Here is a 13,750-nt window from a genome sequence, read left to right as displayed (position 1 = left end):
GCAATCTTGCCTCGGCATTGGGGCGGAAATCCGGGTGTGTCGCACCAATTCACCGGTTTACGAGCGATGGTAGGGATGTCCCGAAAGGATGGTGGCCACACGATAAAGCTGCTCTCCCAGCATCACGCGCACCAGTTGATGCGGCCATGTCAGCAATCCGAACGACATCACTAGTTCGGCCTGGTCGCGCAGCGACTGATCGTGGCCGTCGGCGCCGCCGATGGCGATGACCAACGCCTTGCGGCCACCGTCACGCAACAGGCCGAGGCGCCCGGCGAAATCTTCCGAGGAAAAGCTTTTGCCGCGTTCGTCAAGGAGGATCAAAGCGGTTCCGGGCTGCAACTGCGTCTGCAGTTTCTGGCCTTCCTCACGCCGCCGCTCGTTGGCGGTCTGGCCGCGCCCCTCGGCAATCTCGGCAATGCCGCCAAATTCAAGCCCCACTACCGGGCCGCTCTTGGCGAAACGCTCGAAATAGCGGTCGGCCAGCAGCTTTTCGGGGCCGGCTTTCATCCGGCCCACGGCATGAACTGATATCTTCATCCTCGCCTTGTAAGCCGCGCGAACGACTTAGTGGAGCGTTTCTTCCTCGAGGTCCGGCGCCTGCCACATCTTTTCGAGATTGTAGAATTCGCGGACTTCGGGGCGGAAGACATGGACGATGATGTCGCCAGAATCGATCAGGACCCAGTCGGCGCCGGATAGCCCCTCGACGCGCGCGGTGCCGAGACCGGCATCCTTGATCGCTTTGAGAAGATGATCGGCGACAGCCGCGACATGACGGTGCGATCGGCCCGAAGCGACGACCATGTAGTCGCCGAGGCTCGATTTCCCCTGGATGTCGATGGAGACAATGTTTTCGGCCTTGGAGTCTTCCAGACTGGCAAGGACTGTCTTGATGGCGCGGGACACGGCGTCGTCTACGCTGATCCTGGCCGGCGAAGGCATGATATCGGCCTTCTTCCGCAGTGCTGTTCTCAGTGTATTTCCTTTCGCAGCAAGAACAACCGAATCACCCTTTGAAGCAGGTGACACCACTTAGATAGGCAGAGTTCCCTGACAGTTTCAAGACGGGACCCTGCCTCGCACGAACGTATTGTCGCTCTTGTGGTTCCGCCGCACGCCGGAAAAGATCGGAACCCTCACCGCCCGCATGGGTTATCGGCTCACCGACCAACCGGATTTCCCCCATGCCGATCGACCCGCAAAACGCTTTTCTCAGCGTCCAGGCTGGCCTCGCCCAACTGAGCACGCTGATTGTTTCGTACTCCTTCTCGGCCATCGGTGCCGTCATCCTCTTGATTGTCGGCTACATCGTCGCCGGTCTTGCCGAACGTTCGATCTTCGCTGGTCTCGGCCATATCCATGGTTTCGACGCGACGTTACGGCATTTCTTCTCGAAGATCGTCCGCTACGCCATCCTGATCCTCGTCACCATCATGGTGCTCGGCCAGTTCGGCGTGCAGACGGCCTCGATCATTGCCGCGATCGGTGCCATTGGCCTCGCCATCGGCCTGGCGTTGCAGGGCACGCTGCAAAACATCGCCGCCGGCATCATGCTTCTGGCGCTGCGGCCGTTCCGCATCGGCGAATCCGTCGAGGTCGGTTCGATCGCCGGTACGATCGAGGAGATCGGCCTGTTCGCGACCAAGCTCAGGACGGCCGACGGGGTCTACATATTGGCGCCGAACTCGACGCTGTGGAACCAGCCGGTGCGCAACTTTTCGCGCAACGGCGTACGCCGCAGCGACATCATACTCAGCATCGGCTCCTGGAACGACATCGACAGGGCGCAGAAAGCCTTGCTTGCCATTGCCGCGGCCGAACGGCGAGTGAAACGTGAGCCGGCACCGATCGCTTTCGTCTCGACATTGGGCGACAGCACTGTTTCGATTGCCTTGCGCTATTGGACTTCGTCGGCGGACTTCTTCGCCACCCAGACCGATCTCACCAAGCGCGCCAAACAGGAATTCGATAGCGAAGGCATATCGATCCCGCTGCCGCCACCGGAAGCGCCCCAACCGGAAGCCCGTCGACAATAGTCGGTTGGCTCAGTGCCGGCCCTCATCGTCCGGTGCGAAGGCAAGTTCGACCGGCAACGGCGCCTGCGCCGTCATCGGTGCGAAGCTGCCGGTTTCACCGACCGGGACCGCACGCGTCGTGAACACGCGCAAAAGCACGAACAGGCAGAAGGCTGCGGCGATGAGAACAGCCACATAGATGAAAGCCTGCGTTCCGAAGACGGCTGAAAGCGCCGTCACGATGCCGGGCACGACGAAACCCGACAGCGACCAGGCAAACAAAAGCGAACTGGACAGCGCCACCATGTCGTCCTTGCCGGCGCGGTCGGCGGCATGTGCGCTGGCCAGCGAATAGATCGATTCCGAGGCGCCGTCCCACACGATATAGATCACAACCAACGCGGCCAACGGGCCGCCATCGAACCCGAGCGCAAACAGGCCGGCAACCATGGCGAGCGCGGATGCGGCGATCAGCACATAGCGGCGGTCGGTTCGGTCGGAAATCCAGCCAAGCGGGATCTGCAGGATCAGCGTGCCGAGAGGCATCGCCGAAAGCAGCAGCGCCACATCGGCCTGGCTGTAGCCCTTGGCCGTGGCGTGGATCGGCGCGAAGCCCGCAATCGACATCGACAGGCCGCCGACCGCAAGCATGCCGGCGACGCCGACCGGTGAAACCCGCCAGGCACGGCGCAGCGCCACCGAGGCCGCCTGCGGTGCCGGCGGCTGGGCAAGTTTGGTCATCCCGACAGGGAGGATCGATAGCGCGGTGAAGACGATGCCGATCAGCGGCGCATCCGCTGTCCTGATATCGACCAGCGCCAGCGTCGCGTAGCCGACGCCGAGCCCGGCGACATAGGCAACGTAGAAGAAAGCCATCACCCGGCCGCGGATGGCGTTGGCAACGGCATCGTTGAGCCAGCTCTGCGCGACGATGAACAGGCCGCAGATGGCAAAGCCGTAGAGCGCGCGGGCGGCTATCCACAGCAGCGGATGGACCCCGGCGCCGACCGCGGCGTTGGCCAGCGCGATCAGCGCCGACAACACCATGAAGGCACGGGCATGGCCGACCCTTCGCACCAGCGGTCCGGTCAGGATGCAGCCCGCCAGCCCGCCGGCCGAAAGTCCGGTGATGATCAGCCCGGCCCAGGTCGGATCGAAACCCTCGGCGCCGAGCCGAACCGGGATATAGGCAAACACCAGCCCGTTGCCGACGGCAATCAGTGCCATCGACACGATGACGCTGGCAATCGCGATCAGCGGCGTGGGCTCGGCGCCCTGCTCGGCTTCGCTGCGGGTTTTCCTGGGAATCGACATGCCTGCTCAGGATTGCCCATGAAACGGGCAAAGGGAGCGATAAAAGCGACATGGCCGGGCGGTCGGGCTCACCCCTTCGCCAGCTTGCGGATCGCGCTCGATGACAGCGACGAGCGCGGGCCGTGGATGAAGGTCCAGGCCGGTGCCTTCATGCGGGCAAGCCGCGGCGCATCGCCCTCGTCGATGCGGGCATAGTCGAAGGTCTTGGCGACGACCGAGGACAGGAACGACAGCGTCGCGCCCGGGCGGTCGATGACGGCGATCGGGAAGGTCATGACGATCTCGCGCCAGCGCTGCCAGCGGTGAAAATCGCGCAAACTATCCGCACCCATGATCCAGACGAAGTCGACACCGGGATTGCGCGCCTTGACCAGCGCCAGCGTGTCGGCGGTGTAGCGGACGTGATGCGCCGCCTCGAAGGCGGTGACCTTGATCTTCGGGTTCTTGGCGATCTGCTCGGACAGCTGCAGCCGCTCGCCCAGCGGCGCCAATTCCCTGGTGTTCTTCAGCGGATTGCCCGGCGTCACCATCCACCACAGCTGGTCGAGCGCCAGGCGCCGCAGTGCAATCTCGGCGACCAGCGCGTGGCCGGCATGCGGCGGATTGAACGAGCCGCCGAACAGGCCGACGGCGAGGCCTTTCTCGGCATGCGGCATTTTGAGATAATGGGAGGGAACGGGGGGGTGGGAAGGGGATAGCATTGCGCTAGGCACCCCCCTCTGCCCTGCCGGCCATCTCCCCCGCAAGGGGGGAGATCAGCAGTTTCGGCGAAGGCGTAAATCTTGCCGCGTTGGAGATCGGCGAAACCCGAAATGCCAGCCAATCTCCCCCCTTGCGGGGGAGATGTCCGGCAGGACAGAGGGGGGTGGCTGGGCGCAAGCTTCAGGCCCTTTGGGCGAAATACGTCAAGGCCTCACCTGTCCAGACCCGCGCACGCGGTATTTGAACGACGTCAGTTGCTCGACGCCCACCGGTCCGCGCGCATGCATCTTGCCGGTGGCGATGCCGATCTCGGCGCCCATGCCGAACTCGCCGCCGTCGGCGAACTGCGTCGATGCGTTGTGCAGCAGGATCGCCGAATCGATCTCGTTGAAGAATTTTTCGACCGCTTGCGCATCCTCGGCGACGATCGCCTCGGTGTGATGCGAGGAAAACGTCTCGATGTGATCGATCGCACCCTTGATACCGTCGACCAGCTTCACCGCGATGATGGCATCGAGATATTCAGTCACCCAGTCGGCATCGGTCGCCGGCCTGGCGTCGAAAAACACTTTCAGCACCTCGGCATCGGCATGGATCTCGCAGCCGGCCGCGCGCAGTGCGTTGAGGATCGGCACCAGATGCGTGGAGGCGACCGCGCGGTCGACCAGCAGCGTCTCTGCGGCACCGCAGACGCCGGTGCGCCGCATCTTGGCGTTGACGGCGATCCGCACCGCCATTTGGAGCTCGGCCGAACGGTCGATGTAGAGATGGCAGATGCCTTCGAGATGCGCGAAGACCGGCACCCGTGCCTCGGCCTGCACCCGCCCGACGAGGCTTTTGCCACCGCGCGGAATGATGACGTCCAGCATACCGCCCAAGCCTTTCAGCATCTCGCCGACGGCGGCGCGGTCGGTGATCGGCACCAGTTGGATGGCGTCCTCCGGCAGGCCGGCTTCCTTCAGCCCTTCGACCAGGCAGGCGTGGATGGCGGCCGAGGAATTGAGCGAATCCGAGCCGCCGCGCAGGATTACCGGATTGCCGGCCTTGAGGCACAGCGCGCCGGCATCGGCGGTGACGTTCGGGCGGCTCTCATAGATGACGCCGACGACGCCGAGCGGCGTGCGCACGCGCTCGATATGCAGACCGTTCGGCCGATCCCATTGTGCGATCACGTCGCCAACCGGGTCGCGCAATTCGGCGATCTCCCTGATGCCGTCGGCCATGGCGCGAATGCGCGCCGGATCGAGCTTCAGCCGGTCCATGAAGGAGGCGGAAAGCCCGGATTCCTGGCCGTTCGAGACATCGATGGCGTTGGCGTCGAGAATGTCTTGCTGCCTGGCGACGATCGCCTCGGCCATGGCGGCAAGTGCAGCATTCTTGGCGGCGGTGGTGGCAATGGCCAACGGTCGGGCGGCAGCGCGGGCGCGGCGGCCGATATCGGCCATCAGCGCCACTGTGTCTTCTCCGGATTTTTCATGCTGCTTCAGCATGCTCATCCTCCGCTTATGGCGCCACCGGCCAGTACTTGGTCGCTAGCCCCTACTTGGGCACCAGAATGACTCACCACAAGGTCGTCGCGGTGGATCATCGCCGAACGCGCCTCGTAGCCGAGCACGGTTTCGATCTCGGCCGTCTTCAGGCCAGCGATCCTTACGGCATCGGCGGCATCGTAGGCAACCAGCCCGCGCGCGATCTCGCGGCCCTCGGGCGACAGGATCGCCACCGTGTCGCCGCGCGAGAAATTGCCGCTGACCAGCTTGACGCCGGCCGGAAGCAGCGACTTGCCCGACAGCAGCGCGCCGATGGCGCCGGCATCGACTGTCAGCCGGCCGGCCGGTTCGAGTTGGCCGGCGATCCAGGTCTTGTAACCCTTGACCGGATTGGAACTCGGCCGGAACAAGGTGGCGCGTTCGCCGCGTTCAATCGCCATCAGCGGCGACAGCCGAGTGCCCGACGTGATGATCATCGCGGTGCCGGCGGCGGTGGCGATCTTGCCGGCATCGAGCTTCGTGCGCATGCCGCCGCGCGACAGTTCGGAAGCGGCCGCACCCGCCATCGCCTCGATATCGGGCGTGATGCGGTCGACCACCGGAATGAATTTGGCGTTGGGGTCACGCGCCGGCGGCGCCGTATAGAGCCCGTCGATGTCGGAGAGCAGCACCAGGAGGTCGGCGCCCATCATGGTGGCGACGCGAGCCGCCAGCCGGTCATTGTCGCCATAGCGGATTTCAGAGGTCGCGACCGTGTCGTTCTCGTTGATGACCGGCACCGCCTTCATCTTGAGCAGCGTCGAGATCGTCGCCCGCGCATTGAGGTAGCGGCGGCGCTCCTCGGTGTCGCCGAGAGTCAGCAGGATCTGGCCCGATTTCAGGCTGCCCTTGCCGAGCGCATCCGACCACGCGCCGGCCAATGCGATCTGCCCCACGGCTGCCGCGGCCTGGCTCTCTTCGAGCTTCAAGGCCCGCTTGCCGAGGCCAAGGATGGTGCGGCCAAGCGCGATGGCGCCGGAGGAGACGACGAGGATTTCAGCGCCGCCCTGCGCAAGCACCGCAATATCGTCGGCAAGCGAGGCCAGCCAGTCTCGCTTGAGGCCCGTCGCGCGGTCGACGAGCAGCGCCGAGCCGATCTTGACGGTGATGCGCCGATATTTTTTCAGCGACTGCATCGTCCTACTTTTCCCAGCGCGTCTCGACCGGAGCCGCGATCCGCGCACGCGCCTCGCCCACCACCGACATCAGCGCCCGCAGCACCGCCTCGACACCTTCGCCGGTGACCGCCGACAACAGCATCGGCGCGCGGCCGGCGGCGCGCTTCAGCGACGCGACCTTCTTCTTGCGTGCCTCGGCGTCGAGCGTGTCGACCTGGGAAAGCGCCACGATCTCGGCCTTGTCGGTCAGGCCGTTGCCATAGGCCTCAAGTTCCGCGCGCACGGTCTTGTAGGCTTTGCCCGGATTTTCCTCCTGCGCCGAAACCAGATGCAGCAGCACGCGCGTGCGCTCGACATGGCCAAGAAAGCGATCGCCAATGCCGACGCCCTCATGCGCGCCTTCGATGAGACCCGGAATGTCGGCGATGACGAACTCGCGCGCGTCGATCCGGGCAACACCGAGGCCGGGATGCAGCGTCGTGAACGGATAGTCGGCGATCTTCGGCTTGGCTGCGGTGACCGCCGCCAGGAATGTCGACTTGCCGGCATTGGGCAGCCCGACCAGCCCGGCATCGGCGATCAGCTTCAGCCGCAGCCAGATGTTGAGCTCCTGCCCCGGCAGGCCGGGATTGGCGCGGCGCGGCGCCTGGTTGGTCGAGGTCTTGAAATGCTGGTTGCCGAAACCGCCATTTCCGCCCTTGGCCAGCAGAAAGCGCTGGCCGACCACGGTCAGATCGCAGATCAGCGTCTCGTTGTCCTCTTCGAACACCTGCGTTCCCGCCGGCACCTTCAGCGTGACATCGGCGCCCTTGGCGCCGGTCATGTTGCGGCCCATGCCGTGGATGCCGGTCTTGGCCTTGAAGTGCTGCTGGTAGCGATAGTCGATCAGCGTGTTCAGCCCGTTGACTGCCTCCAGCCAGACATCGCCGCCACGGCCGCCATCACCGCCATCCGGCCCGCCGAACTCGATGAACTTTTCGCGCCGGAACGACACCGAACCGGCGCCACCGTCACCGGAGCGGATGTAGACCTTGGCTTGATCGAGAAATTTCATGGGATTGTACAGTTTCTACTAGTGGCCTTGCGGCATTGCTCTAAACCTTGGCCCTTGCTCTAAACCAAGGCGCGGCGAAGGGCGAGGCCGTTTTGTGACAATGGCCGCGTGGGATCGGCCGGAGAGATGCCGGAATGAAGCTTGTAACTTACAACATCCAGTACGGCATCGGCCTCGACGGGCAATACGATGTCGGGCGCATCGCTGATGCTGTGCGCGGCGCCGACGTGATCGCTTTGCAGGAGGTGACCCGCAACAATCCCAGGAATAGCGGCCGCGACATGGTCGCCGAGATCGGCGAGGCGCTGCCCGACTACTTCGCCGTCTATGGCAGCAATTTCGAGGCCAATATCGGTTCGCACATCGACAATGGCCGCGCAATCACGAAAACCTTCCAGCTCGGCAACATGGTGCTGTCGAAAACGCCTATTCATCTGTCGCGCAACCTGCTTTTGCCGCGCAGCCGCAGCTTCGAGATGATGAACTTCCAGCGTGGCGCGCTGGAAGCGCTGATCGAGACGCCGCTTGGTTTCATCCGCTTCTATTCCATCCATCTCGATCACCGCAGCCCCGTCGAACGCGCCAGCCAGATCCAGTTCCTGCGCCAACGCATGCTGAACTACGCGCTCGAAGGCGGCGCGCTGTCCGGCGTCGCCGAGATCGGCCTGCCAGAATTGCCGCATCCCGAAGCCTTTGTCGGCATGGGCGATTTCAACATGCTGGCCGGTTCACCCGAATATGTCGAACTCGCCGGCCGGCCGGACCATGAATTCGGCATGCCGCTGACCGCCGACTTTGCCGTCGATGCCGCCTTGCGCCTGAACGCCACCGGCGACGATCTCATCAGCTGGGTCGACCCGAAACAACCCACCGACCCCAGCCGCCACAAGCGCATCGACTATATCTTCACAAGCGCTTCGCTTGCCAGATCCCTGCAGCGCCTGTGGGTCGACCGGAAAGCTGACGGTTCGGACCACCTGCCGGTGTGGGTCGAACTGGGCTGATGGCCTTTCATCCGGCAGTGTTTTCACGTTCGACGATCGCCATCATGATCGTATCGCGGTATTCCCCGTCGATATGGACGGCGTCGCGCTGCACGCCCTCCCTGACAAACCCGACCTTGTCGTAAAGAGAGATGGCGCGAGCATTGTCGGAATGCACGGAAAGCTCGACGCGGATAAAGCCGGTCTTGCGCGCCTGTGCCAAGGTCGCATTGATGAGCCGCAGTCCCAGGCCACGCTCCCGATAGGAAGGAATGATCCCCATTCCGAGGGAGCCGCGATGCGCATGGATGAGCCGATCGTGGCGTGAGATGTCGCACCAGCCGACGACCTCGCCACGAACAACGGCCACGAACCCCGGATCGCCTCTCCCGATACGGTCCATTGCGAAACTTCTGACTTGATCCAGCGGTGGCGCCTCTAGGAAGGACAGGTACTTTCGCTCACGCGCGACGACATCGAGCGCGCGATGAAAGCTTTCGATATCCCCGGGCGTCATCGGCGCGATCGCGACCGTTTCAATATCGCTGCTGTCGACCATTGGCTTGACCGTCGTCACACATCAAAAATGTACCCAGTTCCGCAGGCTGGTCCAGGTCTTGCGATCGAGCCGGTAGCGCTCGACGGGAACCTGGCCGGCGACGATCGAATTCAGCATGCCCTGGCCGGCATATTGGAACCCGCATTTGTGGATGACGCGGCGCGAGGCCGGATTGATGACCCGCGTCGAGGCCTGCAGCACCTGGATCGACGTCCTCTGGAAGGCGAGATCGACCAGCGCATGGGCTGCTTCCGTCGCATAGCCCTTCTTCCAGTAAGGCTCGCCGATCCAGTAGCCGAGTTCCAGCCCGCGTTCGGTGGTGTTGAGACCGGCACAGCCGACGAACGTGTCGGTTCCGGCCAGCGTCAGGGCATAGGCGATGCCGGCCCGGCGCGACCTGGTCATGGCGAGGAAGGAGCGCGCCTCGGCCTCGCCATAGGGGTGCGGCATGCGTGCCAGCATTTCGGCGACATGACGGTTGTCGGCAAGTTCGACCAGTTGCGCGACATCGCCTTCATGGGGCGCCCGCATCACCAGCCGCTCGGTGACCAGCACCGGGCAGTCTATCGCGTAACTTCCGTCTTCTGAGTCTTCCGCTTCGGCAACCATTTGAAAGTCCTCCAGGCACAAGAAAAAGGGGAGATGGAAACCCATCTCCCCTGATCCTTTTCCTGGCTTTGCCAGACACCGGTTCCCGAGATGGGCGCCGGTGTTCTAGTGCGGAACCGGCTACTCCGCGGCTTTGGCAATCGGGTTGACCGATACGTAGGTTCGGCCGTTGGCTTTTTTGTTGAACGTCACGGCGCCGGTCTCGAGCGCAAAAAGCGTATGATCCGTGCCCATGCCGACATTGACGCCGGGATGCCACGTGGTGCCGCGTTGACGAATGATGATGTTGCCCGGGATGACGGCTTCGCCGCCGAACTTCTTCACGCCCAGACGCTTGGAATGCGAGTCGCGACCGTTGCGCGACGAGCCGCCAGCTTTCTTGTGTGCCATCTAACTAACTCCGTTGCGCCGCAAGGCGCCTAAAAGGCCTTATGAACGCGTTCGCGTTCCGTTTCAAGTCCGATCCGGCGACCCAATCGCCAGAAAATTACTTCGCAGCCAATTCCTTGGCCTGCTCGCGCCAGTCCTTGATCTGGTCGGCGCTGAAGGGCATGTGCTCGTCGATCTTGGCGACATCCTTCTCGGTCAGCTTGGCAAGCTGCGCGAAGGTGATGATGCCCTGCTCGTTCAGGTCCTTGGCTGCGACCGGGCCGATGCCCTTGATCACGGTCAGATCGTCCGGTTCACCCTTCGGCGCCTTGAACAGCGGCGCTGCGGCGGTCTCGGCTGCCTTTGTCTCGGCTGCCTTGGCCTTGGGCTCCTTCTTCGGCGCGGCTTCCGCCTGCACCTCGGTGGCGGCCTCGGCCTTCACCTTCTTCGGCGCCTTGGCCGCTGCCGTCTTGGTCGGCTTGGCGCCACCCAGCAGGATCTCGGAGATCCGCACGGTGGTCAAAAGCTGGCGATGGCCGATCTTGCGGCGCGAATTCTGCCGGCGGCGCTTCTTGAAGGCGATGACGGTGCGGTTCTTGCCCTGTTCGACGACTTCGGCGGTGACCACCGCGCCGTCGACGAACGGCGCGCCAAACGTGACATTCTCGCCTTCGCCATGCGCCAGAACGTGGCCGATTTCGACCATATCGCCGACATTGGCTTCAACTTTTTCGATCTTCAGGAGATCGTTGGCGGCAACGCGATACTGCTTGCCACCCGTTTTAATGACTGCGAACATTTTTTGCCTTTCGCTGTTCGGTCGGCCTTGATGAACCGCCTCTGGCAGTTCAGCCGTCTTTTTGTCAGTCTGCGGGTTCAAAAAACAAGCGGCGCGGAAGAACCCTCCACGCCGATTGCGCGCTGTCCCTAACCGAAGGTTGGGGGCGAGTCAAGGCAAACCAGCCGCGCCGTTTCCGAGATTGTCATTGGCGGGCACGGACCGGCTGTGCCGACATGCCCACGGCGTTGCCCCGCCTGGGCTGAGGATGGGTGACTGGTCGGCAATCTGCCTCGGGTCTCGCTGTACCCCACCAGCCGTGAATCCGCCGCTTGCCAAGCAAGCCAAATAACTGACGGATTGGCCTTGTAACCTGCCCGTTCAGCCGTTATCTAGTGCGCCGCGCCGGCAACGGCCGACCATGACCGCGGAGAGGTGGCAGAGTGGTCGAATGCACCGCACTCGAAATGCGGCATGGGTGCAAGCCCATCGGGGGTTCGAATCCCTCCCTCTCCGCCATTTAGCCCAAGAACCTGACATCTCCTGGGCTGCTAGCCGCCTGCCGCATATCGCGCAGCCAACAGGACAAAGCCGCCCGAGCCGGGACACTCTGGCCTTTGCGGAGGCGTAAAGCTTCGGCGATGGGCAGGCCCATTCGGCTCTCCGCACATGGTTTTCTGTCCGCAAGCGCAGCCATGTCGCTGTGAATTTGCCAGCCGGTTTGGCCCAAATGGGGGAAGTGGCCGGCCCAAGATCTCGTAATGGTTGGTTCGCCCAGCCAGTTAGGAGACCACTATGCGCAAAGCCTCTCTCGCCGTCACAGTCGTCGGCACGGCCTTCTTCAGTCTTTCCACTGTCGCATCGGCATGCGTGTCGATGGACGGCAACTTCGTCGTAAACAACTGCAATTATCGCGTCATGGGAAATTGCAAAGGCTCGGATGGCAGTTGGGGTGGCTTCGGACCCATCCGCCCGGGCGGTCGTGAGGTAACTTCCAAAAGACGCGATGCCGGCTGGGACGTCAGCTATTGCAATTACGATTCATGGGTGGCCGGCACATGTCGGCCGAAGGATCCCAGGCAGATGTAAGCCGCTTTCAAGCACGTCACTTTGCGCGCTCGGCTCGTTGCTGACGATGTGGCCGGCGTCGAACACCGGCCACTCTGTCGGTGCACGATAAATCCGTTACTGCTCCTTCTTGAACAGGTCCTGGAAGATCAGCTGGCCCCAAGTGCGGCCGCGTGCGTGCACCAGTGCGCCACCCTCGTTGAGCTTCCCCAGCTTGACCGGTGCGAACCCGAGTTGTTTGGCTAAGGCCGCCACGGGAGCGATCGCGTCCTCGTCGTCGCTCGACAGAAAGACGACCCGGTGCCCGCCCTCGACGATCGGATCGGCAGCCAAAGTGGCTGCAATCAGGTGATTGAACCCTTTGACGAGCTTGGCACCGGTGAACGCCTTTGCGACGAAGGCGGAGGACGGCAGACCGTCCAGCTCTTCAGGGGCTGGAAACACGTTCGTCGCGTCGATGATCGTCTTGCCTTCCCAGCTTGACAGCGCCTTCGCGACATCTGGGTGCGACTCGAAACGAACCGCCAGAAAGACGATGTCCGCCTTGATCGCTTCCGCCAGCGTTTTCGGGATAATCGTGGGTCCGATCGCGGCCGCATCGGCTGCAAAGCTTTCCGGGTCGCGCGTGGTTGCCACGGACACTTCGATGCCGTTGCGGGCAAACGCCTTGGCAAGAGCGTGGCCGATCTTGCCGAAGCCAATAATTGCATAGCTCATGTATATTCTCCTTCAGTTTACCACGCCCTGCGGGCCCGGAATATCGAATGGAATGAACGGCGGGGCGTAGCGTCAGATTTGCGCCAGGCCCCCGTCGACGGCGACCTCGCTGGCGGTCATGAAGCTGCTGTCGGGCGACGCGAGAAACGCAGCCGCCGCTCCAACCTCCGCCGGATCGGCCATGCGCTGGAGCGGGTTCATCGAGGCGAAGGCCTTCAAGCCCTCCTCCCCTATCGCTGCCTTCGCGAGTTCGGTCGCTGTCGGCCCGGGCGACAGCACGTTTACCCGGATGCCGGTGCCCTTCAGGTCCTCCGCCCAGCTCCGCGCAAGATTGCGCACGGCCGCCTTGCTCGCGCTGTAGACGCTGAATGCGGGGGCGCCCGTGGTGCCGGCGCTCGATCCGGTCAGGATGATCGAACCGCCCTCGCCCATCAGCGGCAGCGCCTTCTGGACCGTGAATATCGTACCCTTCACATTGGTGTCGAAGGTTTCGTCAATGTGCTCGGCGGTGATCTCGCCGAGCGGAAGCAGGCCTCCCGCCCCGGCATTGGCGAAGACGATGTCGAGGGTTCCGCGCTCGGCCTTCACCGCCGCGTAGAGCCGGTCGAGGTCGGCCTCGTCGGAAACCGAGCCTTTCACCGCGCGGGCATTGGCCCCGGGGTTGGCCACAGCAGCGTCGAGCACATCCTGCCGACGGCCGAAAATGAAGACGAAAGCGCCCTCCTCGATGAAGCGCTTTGCAGCGGCGAGGCCGATGCCGGTGGCGCCACCCGTAATAACCGCAACCTTACCATCTAGTTTTCCCATAGCTCAATCCTTCCAGGCTCTGTCTTTGGTCGTTCGGGTACGCCCCGAGAACCTCTAGATGGGCCCGTCAGAGTCACGCGGTGAGTGCGGAAGCGCGCACATCGGTGGTGCAAAATCGATCCGCT

16 protein-coding genes and 1 tRNA gene are annotated in these 13,750 nt (G+C 63.4%); 4 read left to right on the top strand and 13 right to left on the bottom strand.

Annotated elements, in window-relative coordinates; translation table 11 throughout:
* Positions 1-57: 57 nt before the first annotated feature.
* Together rlmH and rsfS are read right to left on the bottom strand one after the other, a co-directional pair.
* Positions 58-540, bottom strand: a complete 483-nt coding sequence (gene rlmH, locus NKJ04_RS18470) for a 23S rRNA (pseudouridine(1915)-N(3))-methyltransferase RlmH (protein WP_023811784.1) — start codon at positions 538-540, stop codon at positions 58-60.
* 27 nt (positions 541-567) lie between these two features.
* Complete coding sequence (gene rsfS, locus NKJ04_RS18465; protein WP_013529073.1) at positions 568-945, bottom strand: ribosome silencing factor; 378 nt, start codon at positions 943-945, stop codon at positions 568-570.
* A gap of 242 nt (positions 946-1,187) precedes the next feature.
* Here rsfS and NKJ04_RS18460 point away from each other — a divergent pair, with 242 nt between their 5' ends.
* Positions 1,188-2,039, top strand: coding sequence for a mechanosensitive ion channel family protein (locus NKJ04_RS18460; protein WP_352440995.1), 852 nt, complete (start codon positions 1,188-1,190; stop codon positions 2,037-2,039).
* Positions 2,040-2,048: 9 nt separating this feature from the next.
* Here the strand turns inward: NKJ04_RS18460 and NKJ04_RS18455 are convergent, their stop codons facing one another.
* The 5 genes from NKJ04_RS18455 to obgE all read right to left on the bottom strand — a co-directional run bounded on the left by NKJ04_RS18455 (position 2,049) and on the right by obgE (position 7,735).
* Positions 2,049-3,332 carry an MFS transporter gene (locus tag NKJ04_RS18455; RefSeq protein WP_352677036.1) on the bottom strand — a complete coding sequence of 428 codons (1,284 nt, stop codon included), beginning with the start codon at positions 3,330-3,332 and terminating at the stop codon, positions 2,049-2,051.
* 68 nt (positions 3,333-3,400) lie between these two features.
* The gene (locus tag NKJ04_RS18450) at positions 3,401-4,033 is read right to left on the bottom strand and encodes a nicotinate-nucleotide adenylyltransferase (protein ID WP_352440997.1); all 633 of its coding nucleotides are present in this window, start codon (positions 4,031-4,033) and stop codon (positions 3,401-3,403) included.
* A gap of 204 nt (positions 4,034-4,237) precedes the next feature.
* Positions 4,238-5,524, bottom strand: a complete 1,287-nt coding sequence (locus NKJ04_RS18445) for a glutamate-5-semialdehyde dehydrogenase (RefSeq protein ID WP_352440998.1) — start codon at positions 5,522-5,524, stop codon at positions 4,238-4,240.
* Between the two features lie 2 nt (positions 5,525-5,526).
* The gene (proB, locus tag NKJ04_RS18440) at positions 5,527-6,699 is read right to left on the bottom strand and encodes a glutamate 5-kinase (RefSeq protein ID WP_352677034.1); all 1,173 of its coding nucleotides are present in this window, start codon (positions 6,697-6,699) and stop codon (positions 5,527-5,529) included.
* Positions 6,700-6,703: 4 nt separating this feature from the next.
* Positions 6,704-7,735, bottom strand: coding sequence for a GTPase ObgE (gene obgE, locus NKJ04_RS18435; RefSeq protein ID WP_352677032.1), 1,032 nt, complete (start codon positions 7,733-7,735; stop codon positions 6,704-6,706).
* 134 nt (positions 7,736-7,869) lie between these two features.
* On the opposite strand from obgE, the gene NKJ04_RS18430 reads away from it, so the two are divergent.
* Positions 7,870-8,739: an endonuclease/exonuclease/phosphatase family protein gene (locus NKJ04_RS18430; RefSeq protein ID WP_352554290.1), complete on the top strand. Its 870-nt coding sequence runs from the start codon at positions 7,870-7,872 to the stop codon at positions 8,737-8,739.
* A 7-nt stretch (positions 8,740-8,746) separates the two neighbouring features.
* Here NKJ04_RS18430 and NKJ04_RS18425 read toward each other — a convergent pair whose 3' ends face one another.
* From NKJ04_RS18425 to NKJ04_RS18410, 4 genes are all read right to left on the bottom strand, one after another.
* Complete coding sequence (locus tag NKJ04_RS18425; protein ID WP_352554291.1) at positions 8,747-9,277, bottom strand: GNAT family N-acetyltransferase; 531 nt, start codon at positions 9,275-9,277, stop codon at positions 8,747-8,749.
* 21 nt (positions 9,278-9,298) lie between these two features.
* Positions 9,299-9,886, bottom strand: a complete 588-nt coding sequence (locus NKJ04_RS18420; RefSeq protein WP_023811776.1) for a GNAT family N-acetyltransferase — start codon at positions 9,884-9,886, stop codon at positions 9,299-9,301.
* Between the two features lie 120 nt (positions 9,887-10,006).
* Positions 10,007-10,276 carry a 50S ribosomal protein L27 gene (rpmA, locus tag NKJ04_RS18415; RefSeq protein ID WP_013529063.1) on the bottom strand — a complete coding sequence of 90 codons (270 nt, stop codon included), beginning with the start codon at positions 10,274-10,276 and terminating at the stop codon, positions 10,007-10,009.
* Between the two features lie 97 nt (positions 10,277-10,373).
* The gene (locus tag NKJ04_RS18410; RefSeq protein ID WP_352441000.1) at positions 10,374-11,054 is read right to left on the bottom strand and encodes a 50S ribosomal protein L21; all 681 of its coding nucleotides are present in this window, start codon (positions 11,052-11,054) and stop codon (positions 10,374-10,376) included.
* A 408-nt stretch (positions 11,055-11,462) separates the two neighbouring features.
* Here NKJ04_RS18410 and NKJ04_RS18405 point away from each other — a divergent pair.
* Together NKJ04_RS18405 and NKJ04_RS18400 are read left to right on the top strand one after the other, a co-directional pair.
* Positions 11,463-11,552 (top strand) — tRNA-Ser (locus NKJ04_RS18405).
* 276 nt (positions 11,553-11,828) lie between these two features.
* The gene (locus NKJ04_RS18400) at positions 11,829-12,122 is read left to right on the top strand and encodes a hypothetical protein (protein WP_352461316.1); all 294 of its coding nucleotides are present in this window, start codon (positions 11,829-11,831) and stop codon (positions 12,120-12,122) included.
* Between the two features lie 96 nt (positions 12,123-12,218).
* On the opposite strand, the gene NKJ04_RS18395 is transcribed toward NKJ04_RS18400, so the two are convergent.
* Complete coding sequence (locus tag NKJ04_RS18395; RefSeq protein WP_352441002.1) at positions 12,219-12,818, bottom strand: NADPH-dependent F420 reductase; 600 nt, start codon at positions 12,816-12,818, stop codon at positions 12,219-12,221.
* 72 nt (positions 12,819-12,890) lie between these two features.
* Positions 12,891-13,625, bottom strand: coding sequence for an SDR family NAD(P)-dependent oxidoreductase (locus NKJ04_RS18390; protein WP_352677028.1), 735 nt, complete (start codon positions 13,623-13,625; stop codon positions 12,891-12,893).
* Positions 13,626-13,750 lie beyond the last annotated feature (125 nt).

Source organism: Mesorhizobium sp. M0618 (genome assembly GCF_040320765.1).
Lineage (GTDB): Bacteria > Pseudomonadota > Alphaproteobacteria > Rhizobiales > Rhizobiaceae > Mesorhizobium.
The sequence above is the reverse complement of the archived record's forward strand: the minus strand, read 5'-3'. Positions and strand labels throughout refer to the sequence as shown.

What these genes read in the sequence shown, in the direction of transcription:
- rlmH (WP_023811784.1), bottom strand. Translation starts at nt 540, where the DNA reads ATGAAGATATCAGTTCATGCCGTGGGCCGGATGAAAGCCGGCCCCGAA.
- rsfS (WP_013529073.1), bottom strand. Translation starts at nt 945, where the DNA reads ATGCCTTCGCCGGCCAGGATCAGCGTAGACGACGCCGTGTCCCGCGCC.
- NKJ04_RS18460 (WP_352440995.1), top strand. Translation starts at nt 1,188, where the DNA reads ATGCCGATCGACCCGCAAAACGCTTTTCTCAGCGTCCAGGCTGGCCTC.
- NKJ04_RS18455 (WP_352677036.1), bottom strand. Translation starts at nt 3,332, where the DNA reads ATGTCGATTCCCAGGAAAACCCGCAGCGAAGCCGAGCAGGGCGCCGAG.
- NKJ04_RS18450 (WP_352440997.1), bottom strand. Translation starts at nt 4,033, where the DNA reads ATGCTATCCCCTTCCCACCCCCCCGTTCCCTCCCATTATCTCAAAATG.
- NKJ04_RS18445 (WP_352440998.1), bottom strand. Translation starts at nt 5,524, where the DNA reads ATGCTGAAGCAGCATGAAAAATCCGGAGAAGACACAGTGGCGCTGATG.
- proB (WP_352677034.1), bottom strand. Translation starts at nt 6,699, where the DNA reads ATGCAGTCGCTGAAAAAATATCGGCGCATCACCGTCAAGATCGGCTCG.
- obgE (WP_352677032.1), bottom strand. Translation starts at nt 7,735, where the DNA reads ATGAAATTTCTCGATCAAGCCAAGGTCTACATCCGCTCCGGTGACGGT.
- NKJ04_RS18430 (WP_352554290.1), top strand. Translation starts at nt 7,870, where the DNA reads ATGAAGCTTGTAACTTACAACATCCAGTACGGCATCGGCCTCGACGGG.
- NKJ04_RS18425 (WP_352554291.1), bottom strand. Translation starts at nt 9,277, where the DNA reads ATGGTCGACAGCAGCGATATTGAAACGGTCGCGATCGCGCCGATGACG.
- NKJ04_RS18420 (WP_023811776.1), bottom strand. Translation starts at nt 9,886, where the DNA reads ATGGTTGCCGAAGCGGAAGACTCAGAAGACGGAAGTTACGCGATAGAC.
- rpmA (WP_013529063.1), bottom strand. Translation starts at nt 10,276, where the DNA reads ATGGCACACAAGAAAGCTGGCGGCTCGTCGCGCAACGGTCGCGACTCG.
- NKJ04_RS18410 (WP_352441000.1), bottom strand. Translation starts at nt 11,054, where the DNA reads ATGTTCGCAGTCATTAAAACGGGTGGCAAGCAGTATCGCGTTGCCGCC.
- NKJ04_RS18400 (WP_352461316.1), top strand. Translation starts at nt 11,829, where the DNA reads ATGCGCAAAGCCTCTCTCGCCGTCACAGTCGTCGGCACGGCCTTCTTC.
- NKJ04_RS18395 (WP_352441002.1), bottom strand. Translation starts at nt 12,818, where the DNA reads ATGAGCTATGCAATTATTGGCTTCGGCAAGATCGGCCACGCTCTTGCC.
- NKJ04_RS18390 (WP_352677028.1), bottom strand. Translation starts at nt 13,625, where the DNA reads ATGGGAAAACTAGATGGTAAGGTTGCGGTTATTACGGGTGGCGCCACC.